Raw genomic sequence first — 13,822 nt, forward strand, 5'->3', positions numbered from 1 at the left:
TGCCGCCATCGGAACTCGCGCTCTCTCGGTTCGCCCAAAATATGGGCCAAGAAGATTTTGCTTCATATGTGCGCAATCGCGACGTGGTTATCGCAAGACGCCTGCGTCAGAACGTCGCAAAAACCTGTGTTTGCAGGGATAAGCTCCCGTCCCGGTGAGGTGCATTGCGAACGGGCAGCTCCTGCCGACTCCTCTCCAATTTCCAGAAATTACTGATCCAGTTGGATTTTTTGCCGCCTTCCGCAGCAGCGGCTGGAGAAAGTTGAGGCTTTTCCATGGCAGCGATTGCAGCAAGTGTTTCCTCCGGGCCGCGACCACCAATGTATGCAACCTGGGGAAAGACCTGATGTCCTATAGCTACCGCGAAATTGCAGCGGCGACCGTGCTGTCGCTTGCCACCCTTGCTCCGATCGGCCACGCACGTGCCGCCGACATGGCGTCGTTCCCGGTCAAGGCAAAGCCGATCGCCGATCTGCCGTTCTTCCTGGTCAACGACAATCGCGTGACATTCGCCTATCAGTTCACGGCGACCCAACCGGGCAGTGCGGCGAAGACGGCAAAGCAGGTTTACGCCTTTACCCACTTCGACGTCTGGGCCTATGGCACCAACTTCTTCAACATCGACCTGCTGAAGTCCGACAGGGCCGATCCCGCCGGTCCGTGCCTTGGCAACACCCCCGTCACCGGTTGCGCCGGCGCCACCGAGATCTACGGCCTGATCCGCAGCACGTTCGGCTTCAACGAAATCTTCAACACCAAGACTTTCTCCTACGGACCGTTGCGCAACGTGTCGTTCGTGATCGGCGCCGATGCCAATACGGAAAACCGCTTCTTCGGCGCTGCCAAGCGCGACATCGTCGCCGGTCTGCAGTTTGCCTTTAACCTGCCGTACAAGGGCTTCTTCAACGTCAATCCGCTGTACTACAAGGAAATCAACCACAACGCCTACTCGCAGTGCGGCCTGTTCGGGCCGGGCGTTGCTGGCGTGACGTGCAACTCCGACGGAAACACCGAGTTCAAGGGGACCTGGGCTGTCGAATTGAATTACTACATGGATCTGGGCTTCCTGCCGCCGAGCCTGCAGTACTTCGCGATCAGCGGTCGCGCCGGGTTCTACGGCCCCAAGGGCAACGAAGCCAATCCGCTGCCCTTCAACGCGGTCACCAACACCAGAACCAGAACGGAAATCAACAGCGAGCCGATCCGTCTGACCTTCGACGCCAGCAAGGCGATCTGGGGTGAGAAGTACACCCACAACGTCGATCTCTGGGTTGCCTACCGTTACTGGGACAACAAGTTCGGCCTGGATCACGCTGTCAGTGCCGCCTGCACCGGCGCCGTGGCCGGCGCGTGCACGGAAAAGTCGCTGTACTCGGGCATCTCGGTCAAGTTCTGATCGATCCGACTACGTGACCTGATGAATGGCGCCGCGCACAATCGCGGCGCCATTTGCATGTGACAGCGGCGATCGGGACGCTCAGCCCTTTTTGTCCCACACGCCGACATGAAGCGCTGCGGCTTCGTCCTCTAGCAACGGGCCGACCACGTCGATGCTCCGCTGGCCGGTGGCCAGCACGTCGCGGCACGGCATGTCCAGAGTCGGATTTTCCGGATGGTTGCCCGTGAAGTCGCGCAGCCGCTGTTCGCTGAGGCCATAGACGAGGCGCCCGATTCCCGCCCAGTACAGCGCGCCCGCGCACATGACACAGGGTTCCGCGGATGAGTACAGCGTGCTGCCTGCGAGAACATCAGGGCTGAACGTCGTGCAGGCCTGGGTGCAAAGCAGCCGTTCGGCATGGGCCGTGCCGTCATGGGACGGCATATAGCCGTTCTCTGCCTCCATCAGAACCGTGCCGCCGGCGTCCACCAGCACCGCACCGAACGGGTGGTTGCCGTTCGTCATCGCGCGGCGGCCGACATCGAACGAACGGCGAAGGAAGCGTTCGTCAAGTTCGGTCTTGCTCAAGCCTGCGGTCTGGCCCATCGCGTTTCTCCTGCATGTTCCGCATTGGAATATGCCGGGACGGCGATGTCCAGTCGTGGGCTCAGTGGCCGGCCATATGACGGCCGATGTCGGTGAGGTCGGCTTCGCTGGCGCGCGCCTCGTAGACGAAACGGCCGTGGAACATCACCACCAGCCGATCGGACAGTTCGAGGAGTTCGTCGAGGTCCTCGCTGACCAGCAGAACCGCGGCGCCGCGGTTGCGCGCCGCCATGATCTCGGCACGGATCTGCGCCACTGCCGCGAAATCGAGGCCGAAGCAGGGATTGGCCGCGATCAGCACCTCGACGTCGCCGCCCAGCTCGCGCGCCAGCACCGCGCGCTGCACATTGCCGCCGGAGAGCGCTGCAATCGGCGTGTCCGGGGTGCGGGTCTTGACCTTGTAAAGCCCGATCTGCTTCTCCGCATTGCTGCGAAAGGCGGCGCGGTTGAGCCACCAGCCGCCGCTTGCATAGGGGGCACGGTCGAATTCGCGGAAGGCGAGATTGTCGGCGACGCTCATGCCGCCCACGCAGGCGTTTTTCAGCGGCTCCTCGGGGAGCAGGGACATCCTGTGCAGGCGCATCTCATCGCGGCTGGCGTGATAGACTTCGCCGGCAACGCGCATTTCGCCGCCTGAGGCGTCGCGCTGGCCGGCCAGCATTTCCACGAGCTGGCGCTGGCCATTGCCGGAGACGCCGGCGATGCCCACGATCTCGCCGGCGCGCACGGCCAGCGAGACATCGTGGACCGCGACGGCACCGGCATCGTCAAGTGCGCTAAGCCCGTCGAGTTCGAGCCGGGTGGCACCGACGGCGCCGACCCGCGCCGGCTGCACTGTCAATTCTTCGGCGCCGATCATCATGCGCGCCATGGCATCGGAACTGAGATCGGCGACCTTGCCGGCACCGGCCAACTTGCCACGACGCAGGATGGTCACCTCATCGGCGAAAGCCCTGACCTCGCGGAACTTGTGGGTGATCATCAGGATGGTCAGGCCGTCATCGACCACCATCTTCCGGAGCATGCCCAGCACTTCATCGGCCTCATTGGGCGTCAGCACCGAGGTTGGCTCGTCGAGGATCAGGAAGCGGCGCTTCAGGTAGAGCTGCTTGAGGATCTCGCATTTCTGCCGCTCGCCGGCCGAGATGTCGGAAACGCGCGCGTCGAGCGGCACCTTGAACGGCATGCCGGCGAGAAAGGTCTCCAGCTCGCGATTTTCCTTTTTCCAGTCGATCACCCCCGGCACGTCGTCGCGCGCCATCACCAGGTTTTCCGCAACCGTCATGGCGGGGACGAGTGTAAAATGCTGATAGACCATGCCAAGGCCGAGTGCATGGGCGTCCTTGGGATTGGATAGTGCGGCCTCACGGCCGCCGACCAGCACCTGGCCTTCGGTCTGGTGATAGTAACCCATGATGCATTTGACGAGCGTGCTCTTGCCGGCGCCGTTCTCGCCGAGCAGGGCGTGGAACGAGCCCGGCTGCACCTTCAGTTCGACGTTGTCGAGCGCTGCGAAATCGCCGAACCGCATGGTCATGCCGAGCGCGTCGACGCCGAGCGGTCCGTCGGGGACGAACGGTGCGCCGATGATCATGACAGCGCCTCGATCATCGCCGCCGAAGTGGCAACGGCGCCGAACACGCCGCCCTGCATCTTGATCATCTTAAGCGCGTGCTCGTGATTGCTCTTGTCGGTGGCGGCGCAGCAGTCCTCGATCAGCACGCACTCAAAACCGCGGTCGTTGGCCTCGCGCATGGTGGTATGGACGCAGACGTCGGTGGTGATGCCGGTGAGAACGAGGTTGTCGATGCCGCGCAGCCGCAGTATCAGTTCAAGATCGGTGGCGCAGAACGAGCCCTTGCCAGGCTTGTCGATGATCGGCTCGCCCGGCATCGGCGCCAGTTCGTCGATGATCTCCCAGCCCTTTTCGCCGCGCACCAGCACCCGGCCGCACGGGCCGTCGTCGCCGATGCCGGCACCGATCTGGCGCGAGCGCCAGCGCTTGTTGTCGGGCAGGTCGGAGAGGTCCGGACGATGGCCCTCGCGGGTATGAATGATGTGAAAGCCTCGGGCGCGCATCACGGCCAGGAGTTTCCTGATCGGTTCGATCGGCGCGCGGGTCAGCGAGAGGTCGTAGCCCATCTTGTCGACATAGCCGCCGACGCCGCAGAAATCGGTCTGCATGTCGATGATGACGAGCGCCGTGTTGTCCGGACGCAGATCGCCATTCCATGGCCAGGCATAGGGCTCTGACCTGACAAAGCGTTCGGTCGATGTCGTTGGCACAGCAGCGTCCATGGCCTGCTCCTGTTATCGCGTGATCGAGAGTTCGGCGGGCGCGCCGGTCAGGGTGCGCTTCGGCGAACAGGTGATGATCATGATCACCAGCGTGAGGATGTAGGGTGCGGCGTTGAACAGGTGATAGCCGGCGGTGACGCCGACCGACTGCAGCGCCGGTCCGAGCGCCGCGGCGCCGCCAAAGGCGAGCGAGGCCCACAGGCACAGCATCGGATCCCAGCGCGCAAAGATCACCAGCGCCACCGCGGTGACGCCCTGGCCGCTAGACAGGCCCTCGTTCCAGCTGCCGGGATAGAATAGCGACAGGAACGAGCCGCCGACGCCGGCGAGGAAGCCGCCGCACATGGTGGCGCGCAGGCGAATGAGGTTGACCGAATAGCCCATGGCGCGCGCGGCATCAGCGCTTTCGCCGGCGGTGCGGATCAACAGGCCCCAGCGCGTCGTCTTGAAGGCCCAATAGAGAACCGGCGCCAGCGCGACGCCAATCAGGAACAGCGCGTTGATCTGCAGCGCTTGACGGACCTGCGGGATGTCGCTCCAGAAGCCGAAATCGATCGCCGGCAACCGTGCCGCGGTCGGCTCGATCAGCGGCTTGCCGAGATAGAAGGCAAGGCCGGTGCCGAACAGCATCAGCGCGATGCCGACGGCGACGTCGTTGACCCGCGGCAGCGAGCAGATGCCGGCATGCAGCGCGCCCAGCAGGGCGCCGGTCACGCCGGCGGCGAGCACGCCGAGCCAGGGCGAACCGGTGAGATAGGAAATGCCATAGGCGCTCATGGCGCCCATCACCAGCGTGCCCTCGAGGCCGAGGTTGATGCGGCCGGAGCGCTCGGTGATGCATTCGCCGAGGCTGACGAACAGAAACGGCGTTGAAATGCGGATCGCGCCGCCGAGCACCGCGAGCGGCACCGTCCAGTATCCGATATCGCCGGCTGCCATCAGGATTTTCCTTTCAGAAAGCCGATCCGGCCATACAGCGCGTCAGAGGCCAGCACAAAGACGAAGATCATGCCCTGCAGCACGAACACCGAGGCGTCCGGCAGCCCCAGTCTTCGCTGCAGCAAGCCGCCGGAGGCGCTGATGCCGCCGAGCAGGATCGCGACGGGAATGATCGCCAGCGGATTGTGCCGCGCGAGGAAGGCGACAAGGATGCCCGTAAAGCCGTAACCGGCGGCGAGGTTGGCGTTGGTGCGACCCTGCACGGCGGCGACCTCGACCATCCCGGCGAGACCTGCTGCGCCTCCGGCGAGGAAGCAGGTGATCATGATCAACCTGCCGACGGAGAGGCCCACGAGCTTCGCTGCGCGAACATTGCCGCCGGCGACGCGCGCGGCGAAGCCGAACACGGTGTGATAGATCAGCACATAGGATGCGATCGCCGCGATCAGGCCGAAGACAAAGCCCCAATGCACGTCGGTGCCGGGAATTGAACCGATCATGTTGGCGGCGCCGATCTCGCGGCTTGACGGCTTGTTGAGGCTGGCGGGATCGCGCATCACGCCTTCGACGAGCTGATTGAGGATCGCCAGCGCGATATAGACCAGCAGCAGGCTGGAGATGGTTTCGTTGACGCCGCGGTAGTGGCGGAGGCCACCGGCCAGCGAGATCCACAATCCACCGCCGGCGACACCGGCCAGCACCATGCCGATCTGGACAACGAGCGGCGGCGCGGCCTGCAGCAGCAGCGCGGCCGAGGTCGCAGACAAAGCTCCCATCAACAGCGCGCCTTCGCCGCCGATGATCACCATGCCCAATTGCGCCGGCAAGGCCGTGCACAGTGCGGTGAGGATCAGCGGTGCGGCCTTGGTCAGCGTGTTCTGCCACGAGAACCAGGTGCCGAAGGCGCCCTGGTACATGTAGAAATACAGGTCCAGCGGGTTCTTGCCGAACAGCGCGACGAACACGCCGAACAAAGCGAGGGCGCCCACCAGCGCCCCCGCCGGAATCAATATGTATTCGATCGTGCCACCATGGCGTTGGCGAAACCCGGGTCTCGCCGCGCGCGATGAAGCCATGGCCAGGGAATCGCCAACGCCGGCTGTCACGAAGTGGCTCCGATGACGCCCTCGATCAGATAGTCCATCTTTTCCAGTTCGGGATCCTTCTGGCCGCGCTCGGTGCCGGCGCCGATCACTTCCTTGCCCTTGTTGTCCTTCAGCGGCCCCTTCCAGATCGTATAGGTGCCGGCCATCAGCTGCGCCTTGATGTCGTCGGCGTGCTTGCGCGCTTCAGCGGAGACGGCTTCACCATACGGCGAGCACTTGACGACTTCTTCCTTGAGGCCGCCGCGGTAGAAATTCGGAATACCTTCGCCGGAGGCGATCATCTTGAGGAACTTGGGATACAGCGCCTCCCAGTTCCATTCGGCGCCGGTGAGATAGGCCTTTGGCGCCAGCGGCGACTGGTTGACGTGATAGCCGCACACCATGGCGCCGCGCCGCGCTGCGTTCTCGACCATGGTCTTCGGACCATCGACATGGCAGGTCAGCACGTCGACGCCCTGGTCGATCAGGCTGTTGGTGGCTTCGGCTTCCTTGACCGGCATCGACCAGTCGCCGGTGAAGATCACCTGCGTCGTGGCCTTGGGGTTGGCCAGCTTCGCGCCGAGGGTGAAGGCATTGATGTTGCGCAGCACCTGCGGGATTGGCTTGGCCGCGACGAAGCCGAGCTTGCCGGTCTTCGAGGTATGGCCGGCGACGATGCCGGAGATGAACTGGGCTTCGTCGATATAGCCGAAATAGCTGCCGGCGTTCTTCGGATCCTTGTCGCTCCACAACCCGCCGCAGTGCTCGAAGACGACCTTCGGATATTTCTTGGCCATTTTGACCATATGCGGATTGTAGTAGCCGAACGACGTCGGGAACAGCAGCGAAGCGCCGTCGAGATTGATCATGGACTCCATGGTCTTCTCGCAGGCGTCGGTCTCAGGGACCTTTTCCTCCTCGACCACCTTGATGCCGGGCATCTTCTTCAGTGCCGCAGCGGCCAGAGCGTGGGCCTGATTGTAGCCGTAGTCGTCGCGCGACCCGACATAGATGAAGCCGATGGTGGTGTCGGCCGCGGCCGCATGCCGGATGCCAAGTGTCGAGCCGAGCGTGAGGGCGGCACCGCCCTGCAGCAGATGGCGACGTGAAATCTTGCCGAAATCCATTGGTTGCTCCCCTTCGGCGGGCTGGCCGCCGCTCAGTTCGTGGCTGCGCCGGTCGACGAGCCGCGGACAGGTTGTCGCAAGCTTCGTGCCAATGGTCCGAGAATGGGCACGTCTTTTTATCTAATTGATATTACTAATATAAATTTATTTCAAAAGACGTTATCGCGGGTTTTCAAATTAGGATTGGCTAAATAATAATCGGTTTCATTTTATTGTATGCAACTGAGTTGTGCAGATTATAGGGTTCGATGACCATAAGGACTGGCTGCGGCCGGCTTGATAATCAGGGCTGCCGGGAACGCAGCTCTCCTGTTATCGATGGGAACCGAGACGGCGGATTCGCCCGATCGAAGGCCCGGGATCTTGTCTCTGGGCTTGTCCTCACCCCGCTCAGGATCTGCGTGCCGTCAAGGGCGCGTCGCACCGGAAAAGTATTGCGATGGAAACCAAAGTCGTCGGGCCCACCGGGATGTCGCTCGGTGACGAGATCGTCGGTCGTATCGACGCCCTGGCCGCCATTTCGGAGACCGCAACTAATCTCACGCGGATTTTCCTGACGCCCGAACACCGCGCCGCCGGCGAGCTGATCATGGGCTTGATGCGCGACGCCGGGATGTCGGCGCATCTCGACGCGATCGGCAATGTCTGCGGCCGCTACGAGGGCGACCGGCCGGGCCAGCCTTGCCTGATGCTCGGCTCCCACTACGACACCGTGCGCGACGCCGGCAAATGGGACGGGCCGTTGGGACTGATCACTGCGATTTCCTGCGTCGCTGACCTGCACCGTCGCGGCCGACGGCTGCCCTTCGCCATCGAGGTCACCGGATTTGCCGACGAGGAGGGCGTGCGCTTCGCGTCCACGTTGCTTGGCAGCCGCGCCATTGCCGGCACGTTCGATGAGAGTGCGCTCGGCAGCAAGGACAAAGCGGGCGTCAAGATGCGGGAGGCGATGACGGCGTTCGGGCTCGATCCCGACCACATTGGTGCCGCGGCCCGCGCGCCGAGCGAATTGCTGGCCTATGTCGAACTGCATATCGAGCAGGGACCGGTGCTGGAGTCGAAGAACCTGCCAGTGGGCGTCGTCACGGCGATCTCCGGGGCGACCCGGCTGGCGGTGGAGTTGCACGGCATGGCCGGCCATGCCGGCACGGTGCCGATGGCGCTGCGCCGCGATGCGCTGGCCGGCGCTGCCGAATGCATCGTCGCCATCGAGGAATTCTGCAGCAGCGATCGCGACGGGCTGGTCGGCACGGTCGGCTACATCAACGCCATGCCCGGCGCCACCAATGTCATTCCCGGGATGGTGTCGTTCACCATCGACATCCGCACGGCCAGGGATTCCTTTCGCAAGCTGGCGGTCGCCGACATCGTCCGCCACATCGAGGAAATTGTGAAACGGCGCAAGCTGGGGCTGGAGATCAACGTTACCCACGAGAACCGCACGGTGCCCTGTGCGCCATGGCTGCAGCAGCAGGTTGCCGACGCCGTCGCTGCCGAAGGCTATCGTGTGTTCGAACTGCCGAGCGGCGCCGGTCATGATGGCATGGCGATGATCGATATCGCCGATGTCGCCATGCTGTTTGTCCGTTGCCGCGGCGGAATCAGCCACAATCCCGCCGAGCATGTCGAGACGGCAGACGCCGACGCCGGCGCCCGCGTCTTGCTGCGCCTGATCGAGAATTTCCGGGCGAAATCCAATCCTGTCGTCCCGGACAAGTGACATGAGCGATTTCCACGGCGTTTTTCCATACCTGGTGTCACCGATCGATGCGGCCGGTCAGATCCGCACCGACGTGTTGGCGCGGCTATGCGACGATCTGATCAAATCAGGCGTTCACGGCCTGACGCCGCTCGGCTCCACCGGCGAATTCGCTTATCTCAACCGCCGGCAGCGCAAAATCGTGGTGCAGACCACCGTCGAAGCAGCCGCGGGCCGCGTGCCTGTGGTCGCCGGCGTCGCATCGACATCCACTGCGGACGCGGTCGCGCAGGCGAAGTACTATCAGAAGCAGGGCGTCGACGGCATTCTCGCCATCCTGGAAGCCTATTTCCCGCTCAAGGATGCGCAGATCGAATCCTATTTCCGCGCCATCGCCGACGCGGTTGATATCCCCGTGGTGATCTACACCAATCCGCAGTTTCAGCGCTCCGACCTCACCCTCGACGTGGTCGCGCGGCTCGCCGAGCATCCGCTCATCCAGTACATCAAGGACGCCTCCACCAACACCGGACGGCTGCTGTCGATCATGAATCGATGCGGCGACCAGCTGCAGGTGTTCTCGGCATCGGCGCATATTCCCGCGGCGGTGATGCTGATCGGCGGTGCCGGCTGGATGGCCGGTCCCGCCTGCGTTGCGCCCCGGCAGAGCGTCGCGCTCTACGATTTCTGCAAGGCCGACCGCTGGGACGAGGCGATGGCGCTGCAGCGCCGGTTGTGGCGGCTCAACGAAGCTTTTGCGCGCTACAACCTCGCGGCCTGCATCAAGGCCGGCCTGTCGATCCAGGGCTATGACGTCGGAGACCCCATCGCGCCGCAGGCGGCGTTGAGCGATGACGAACGCAAGGTCATCGAGGCGGTGCTGCGCGACATCGAATGACGTCTTTTTCCGCAGCGTGGCACGATTCTTTGGTCTGACCGCCTGCGATTGCCGCATTCCGTGTTGCCGCGACTGACTGTTGGCTGGCGCGCGGTTTTTCGGTTAGAAACAACCAGCCCCTGCCTGCTCGAAGGACAACCTGATGAATATTCTGCCCGGCAACATGCGTTTCGGTGCGGGTCTCCCCGTCAAGCGTGTCGAAGATCAACGTTTGCTGACCGGGTTGGGCCACTTCATCGACGACAAGCCGGAAGACGGCGCGCTGTGGCTCTATGTGCTGCGCTCGCCCCATGCCCATGCGAAGATCACGGCCATCGACGCCGCCGCCGCCAGGGCGATGCCGGGCGTCGAAGCGATCTACACCGGTGCAGACCTGGTCGCGGCCGATGTCGGCACGCTGCCGACCCTGCAGGTGTTCAAGCGCGCCGATGGTTCGGCCATGACCTTCCCGCCGCGCCGGCTGCTGGCGCATGAGGTGGTGCGCTTTGCCGGCGAGCCGGTGGCCGCGATTGTAGCCACGTCGAAGGCCCTGGCACAACTCGCCGCCGAAGCCGTGGTCGTCGACTATGAGGTGATGCCTGCGGCAGTCGATCCGACGGCCGCCATCGCGCCGGGCGCACCGGTGGTGTGGCCTGACGCGCCGGACAATATCGCAGCCGTCATGAGCTATGGCGATGCGGCCAAGGTCGAGCAGGCCTTCGCTGGCGCCAAGCACGTGGTGTCGCTCGACATCACCAGCCAGCGGCTGATCCCCTCCGCCATGGAGCCGCGCAGCGCCATCGCCGAAGTTGACAAGAAGGGACGGCTGACCCTGCATGTGCAGTCGCAGACGCCGGCATCGACCCGCGATATTCTGGCCGATGCCATTTTGAAACGTCCGAAGGACAGCATTCGCGTCGTCGTCAGCGACATCGGCGGCGGCTTCGGTCAGAAGACCAGCCTCTATCCCGAAGACGGCATCGTTGCCTGGGCCGCGGTGACGCTCAACCGCAAGATCCGCTGGCGCGGCGATCGCACCGACGATTTCGTCGGTGGCACCCATGGCCGCGACCTGACCTCGACCGCCGAGATCGCGCTCGATGCCAAGGGCCGCATCCAGGCCTATCGGGTGCGTTCGCTGGGCGGCACCGGCGCCTACCTGTCCGGCACCGCCGTGGTGATTCCGCTGGTGCTCGGCCCGTTCGTGCAGACCAGCGTCTATGACGTGCAGCTGGTGCATTACGACATCAAGGCCGTGATGACGCATACGGCGCCGGTTGGTGCCTATCGCGGTGCCGGACGGCCCGAGGCGGTGTTCATCATGGAGCGGCTGATGGATGCCGCGGCGCGCCAGATCGGCATGGATCCGCGCGCGATCCGCAAGGTCAATTACATCAAGCCGACGCAGCTGCCCTACAAGAACGCCGTCGGCCAGACCTATGACAGCGGCGCCTTCGCGCACATGCTGGACCGCGCCTGCGAACTGTCGGACTGGGACGGTTTTGCCGCGCGCAAGAAGGCGGCGAAGAAGAAGGGCCTGCTCTACGGTCGCGGCCTGACCAGCTACATCGAATGGACCGGCGGTCCCGGCACGAAGGAAACCGTCACCCTGCACGCCACGGCGGAGGGCCGCGTCATCCTGCATTCCGGCACCCAGGCCATGGGGCAGGGGCTGGCGACCACCTATTCGCAGATGGTGGCGGAGTCGCTCGGCATCGGCATCGACAAGATCGATGTGATCCAGGGCGACACCGACGTCATCACCGGCATGGGCAGCGTCGGCTCGCGCTCGCTGTTCGTCGGCGGCACCGCGGCGGTGGTGTCGGCCGTGGACCTGATCGCCAAGGCGCGCGAGAAGGCCGCCAACATGCTGGAAGCCTCGGTCGATGACATCGAATATGCCGGCGGCTTCCTCACCGTGGTCGGCACCGACAAGCGCGTCGGATTGTTCGAGATCGCCAAGGCCGAGAAGGGCGCCCGGCTCAGCGTCGAATCCACCGGCGAAGCCGACGGTCCGACGTGGCCGAACGGCACCCATATCTGCGAGGTCGAGATCGATCCCGAGACCGGCATCACCAATGTGGTGAAATACACCACGGTGGACGATGTCGGCGTTGCGGTGAACCCCATGCTGGTCACCGGCCAGGTTCACGGCGGCGTGGTGCAGGGCATCGGCCAGGCGCTCTATGAAGGCGTGCACTACGACGCCGAGGGACAATTGCTGACCGCCAGCTATCAGGACTACTGCATCCCGCGCGCTTCCGACGTGCCGCCGATCGCCGTGACGCTGGACGGCTCGGCGCCGTGCGTCACCAATCCGCTCGGCGCCAAGGGCTGCGGCGAATCCGGCGCCATCGGCGGCCCGCCCTGCATCACCAATGGCGTGCTTGACGCGCTGAGCGGGCTTGGCATCACCCAGCTCAACACACCGCTGTCGCCGCTGAAAGTGTGGGAAGCGATCCGGGGCGCCAGCTCTCCGGCATAACCGGTAGGATGGGTTGAGCCCTTGCGAAACCCATCGGCAGCGGATGATGGGTATCGCTTCGCTCCACCCATCCTACGACATCAACAAACAACAAGAACCAAAAAGGAGAACACGCCATGAAGAGCTACAAGGTCACCGATTTCAACGCGCCGCTGCAGGAAGTCGACGCGCCCATCGTGCAGCCGACCGGCACGCAGGTGCTGATCAAGGTGCAGGCCGCAGGCGTCTGCCACAGCGACCTGCATATCTGGGAGGGCGGCTACGATCTCGGCCACGGCCGCAAACCGCTTTCTTTGAAGGATCGCGGCGTGTCGCTGCCGCGCACCATGGGCCACGAGACGGTCGGCGAGGTGCTGGCGTTCGGTCCGGATGTGACCGAGGCCGACAAGCACGCGCTGAAGGTCGGCGACATCGCGCTGGTCTATCCCTGGCTCGGCTGCGGCAAGTGCGCCGTCTGCCTCAAGGGCGAGGAGAACATGTGCCTGAAGCCGAATTCGCTCGGCGTGCATTGTGACGGCGGCTATGCCGACCACATGATCGTGCCGCATCCGCGCTACCTGATCGACCTCAAGGGCCTCGATCCCGTCACCGCCGCGCCTTACGCCTGCTCGGGCGTCACCACCTTCAGCGCGCTGAAGAAGGTCGAGCACGATCTCGGCAACACCATAGTGATCATCGGCGCCGGCGGTCTCGGCCTGATGGCGCTGTCGCTGCTGAAGGCGATGGGCGGCAAGGGCGCCATCGTGGTCGACATCGATGCCCGCAAGCGTGAAGCCGCAGAAAAGGCCGGCGCGCTCGGCTCGGTGGATGGCGCGGCACCCGACGCGCTGGAGCAACTGGCGAAGAAGGCCGGCGGCCCGATCATGTCGGTGATCGATCTGGTCGGGAATGCAGCCACGACACAGCTCGGCTTCGATTGCCTGTCCAAGGGCGGCAAGCTGGTGATCGTCGGCCTGTTCGGTGGCGGCGCCACCTTCGCCCTGCCGCTGATCCCGATCAAGGCAATCACCATCCAGGGCAGCTATGTGGGCAATCTCGGCGAGACCCGCGAGCTGCTCGATCTGGTGCGGACCAAGAAGATCGCACCGATCCCGGTCACGCCGATGCCGTTCGCGAAAGCCAACGATGCGCTCAACGACCTCAAGCAGGGCAAGTTGGTGGGGCGCGCGGTGCTGACGCCGTAGCGGCGGCACCACAGACGCTTGTGACCGTCTTGCGCGCACCGGGGCTTGTGAACCGCATGCGGCGTCCGTTTCAAGGCACCGGTCCGACCGCCACCCGCGCGTTGTTGCGTGGCGACAATGCGTCCGAGCCGTGATCTGTCCTTC

11 protein-coding genes are annotated in these 13,822 nt (G+C 64.2%); 5 read left to right on the plus strand and 6 right to left on the minus strand.

Features of this window, described 5'->3' with window-relative positions; genetic code table 11:
* Positions 1-346: 346 nt before the first annotated feature.
* The gene (locus tag ONR75_RS11550; RefSeq protein ID WP_265082710.1) at positions 347-1,396 is read left to right on the plus strand and encodes a hypothetical protein; all 1,050 of its coding nucleotides are present in this window, start codon (positions 347-349) and stop codon (positions 1,394-1,396) included.
* Positions 1,397-1,477: 81 nt separating this feature from the next.
* On the opposite strand, the gene ONR75_RS11555 is transcribed toward ONR75_RS11550, so the two are convergent.
* The 6 genes from ONR75_RS11555 to ONR75_RS11580 form a co-directional block, all read right to left on the minus strand.
* Entirely contained in the window at positions 1,478-1,984 is a 507-nt protein-coding gene (locus ONR75_RS11555; RefSeq protein ID WP_265082711.1) for a nucleoside deaminase, read from the minus strand.
* Positions 1,985-2,045: 61 nt separating this feature from the next.
* Positions 2,046-3,578 carry an ABC transporter ATP-binding protein gene (locus ONR75_RS11560; protein WP_265082712.1) on the minus strand — a complete coding sequence of 511 codons (1,533 nt, stop codon included), beginning with the start codon at positions 3,576-3,578 and terminating at the stop codon, positions 2,046-2,048.
* Complete coding sequence (locus ONR75_RS11565) at positions 3,575-4,282, minus strand: cysteine hydrolase family protein (RefSeq protein WP_265082713.1); 708 nt, start codon at positions 4,280-4,282, stop codon at positions 3,575-3,577. The genes ONR75_RS11560 and ONR75_RS11565 overlap by 4 nt, the downstream gene beginning before the upstream one ends.
* Before the next feature lie 12 nt (positions 4,283-4,294).
* Positions 4,295-5,221 (minus strand): ABC transporter permease, encoded by a 927-nt coding sequence (locus ONR75_RS11570; RefSeq protein WP_265082714.1) that lies wholly within the window; start codon positions 5,219-5,221, stop codon positions 4,295-4,297.
* A complete protein-coding gene (locus tag ONR75_RS11575; RefSeq protein ID WP_265083625.1) occupies positions 5,221-6,297 on the minus strand; it encodes an ABC transporter permease in 1,077 nt (358 codons plus the stop codon). Before ONR75_RS11575 ends, ONR75_RS11570 begins: the two co-directional genes overlap by 1 nt.
* 26 nt (positions 6,298-6,323) lie before the next feature.
* Positions 6,324-7,433, minus strand: a complete 1,110-nt coding sequence (locus ONR75_RS11580; RefSeq protein WP_265082715.1) for a BMP family ABC transporter substrate-binding protein — start codon at positions 7,431-7,433, stop codon at positions 6,324-6,326.
* Between the two features lie 439 nt (positions 7,434-7,872).
* On the opposite strand from ONR75_RS11580, the gene ONR75_RS11585 reads away from it, so the two are divergent.
* The 4 genes from ONR75_RS11585 (at position 7,873) to ONR75_RS11600 (ending at position 13,678) form a co-directional block, all read left to right on the plus strand.
* Positions 7,873-9,153 (plus strand): allantoate amidohydrolase, encoded by a 1,281-nt coding sequence (locus ONR75_RS11585; RefSeq protein ID WP_265082716.1) that lies wholly within the window; start codon positions 7,873-7,875, stop codon positions 9,151-9,153.
* A 1-nt stretch (position 9,154) separates the two neighbouring features.
* On the plus strand, positions 9,155-10,030 hold the full coding sequence (locus tag ONR75_RS11590; protein WP_265082717.1) for a dihydrodipicolinate synthase family protein: 876 nt from the start codon (positions 9,155-9,157) through the stop codon (positions 10,028-10,030).
* Positions 10,031-10,172: 142 nt separating this feature from the next.
* Positions 10,173-12,494 (plus strand): xanthine dehydrogenase family protein molybdopterin-binding subunit, encoded by a 2,322-nt coding sequence (locus tag ONR75_RS11595; protein ID WP_265082718.1) that lies wholly within the window; start codon positions 10,173-10,175, stop codon positions 12,492-12,494.
* Between the two features lie 116 nt (positions 12,495-12,610).
* Positions 12,611-13,678 carry an alcohol dehydrogenase gene (locus ONR75_RS11600; RefSeq protein ID WP_265082719.1) on the plus strand — a complete coding sequence of 356 codons (1,068 nt, stop codon included), beginning with the start codon at positions 12,611-12,613 and terminating at the stop codon, positions 13,676-13,678.
* The last annotated feature ends 144 nt before the right edge of the window (positions 13,679-13,822 follow it).

This window comes from Rhodopseudomonas sp. P2A-2r (assembly GCF_026015985.1).
Lineage (GTDB): Bacteria > Pseudomonadota > Alphaproteobacteria > Rhizobiales > Xanthobacteraceae > Tardiphaga.